The organism is Isoptericola sp. NPDC056134, from assembly GCF_042264825.1.
Classification (GTDB): domain Bacteria; phylum Actinomycetota; class Actinomycetes; order Actinomycetales; family Cellulomonadaceae; genus Isoptericola; species Isoptericola nanjingensis.
In genome coordinates this window covers 1-1,080 of sequence record NZ_JBHJVM010000097.1, presented here as the reverse complement: position 1 = coordinate 1,080, position 1,080 = coordinate 1, and the positions used below count along the sequence as shown (strand labels likewise).

The window sequence follows — 1,080 nt, the reverse complement described above, 5'->3', positions numbered from 1 at the left end:
ACCTGGAGCCCGCCGCCGGTCGGCACGTACCGCGCGGCCACCGTCATCCCGGGGATCTCCGGGCCCAGGGTCGGCATCATCGAGCGCTGGAGCCCCAGCGACAGCTCGCGCTCCGTCTCGGCGACCCCGGCGCGGGCCAGGGCCTGGGCGAGCATGCGGGCGACCGTGGAGAGCACCGCGCGCTCGTCCGGGGAGAACCCCACCGGGTGCTGGAACCCGGCCATCCAGGCGCCCATCGTGCGACCGGACGACACCAGGGGCAGGAAGGCCCAGGACTGCCGCCCGAAGCGCCGGGCGAGCGGCCAGGTGGCCGGATAGCGGCGGCGGTACTCGTCGGGGGAGGGGAGATAGATCGCGCGGCCGGTGCGGACGACCTCGGCGGCCGGGTAGTCGGTGTCCAGGGGCATGTCGGTGAAGGGTTCCTCGTCCCCGATGTTGTGCCCGTGGTGCCCGATGATCGTCAGCCGTTCCCCGGCGGAGCCGAAGACCGCGAGGCCGTCCGGGGAGAAGCCCGGCATGGACAGGGACCCGGCGACCCGCAGCACCTCCGCGGTGGACCGGGCCTCGGCCAGCGCCCGCCCGGCGTCCAGCAGGAACGCCTCCCGGGACCGCCGCCAGTCCCCGGTGATCGGCGTGTGGGCGGCGTCGGTGGCACCGGGCTGCGGCTCGGCGACCTCCTGGAGCGTGCCGTAGAGGACGTAGGCCTCGCTGTCGGCTTCCTTGTCCGTCCGGAAGACCGGCTTGGAGCGGCTGCGCACGGTACGCAGGACCTGCCCGCGCTCGTCCACGATCCGCAGCCGCGCCTCGGCCAGGCTGCCCTCGGCGACCGCGAGGTTGACCACCCCGTAGATCTCGTTCCAGTCGACCGGGTGGAAACGGGAGCGCACCGCCGCCTCCCGGTAGCTGCCGGGCTCGGGAGGCAGGCCGAGGAGCCGGGCCGCTTCCGCGTCGAGCGTGACCGTGCCGGCTGCGTTGTCCCAGCGCCACAGGCCCGTCGCGATCGCGGCCAGGACTTCCTCGGTGCGCATTGCCCCACTTTAGGAAGATGTGCTCGGTGGACGCCACCGAGAGGCGGCCACC

General features: G+C 74.1%; 1 protein-coding gene. It reads right to left on the bottom strand.

What is annotated here, in order from left to right; translation table 11 throughout:
* Window positions 1-1,028: GAF domain-containing protein (locus tag ACFCZN_RS21535; RefSeq protein ID WP_430558127.1), on the bottom strand; the 1,028-nt coding region annotated here is incomplete at its 3' end.
* Between the last annotated feature and the right edge of the window lie 52 nt (window positions 1,029-1,080).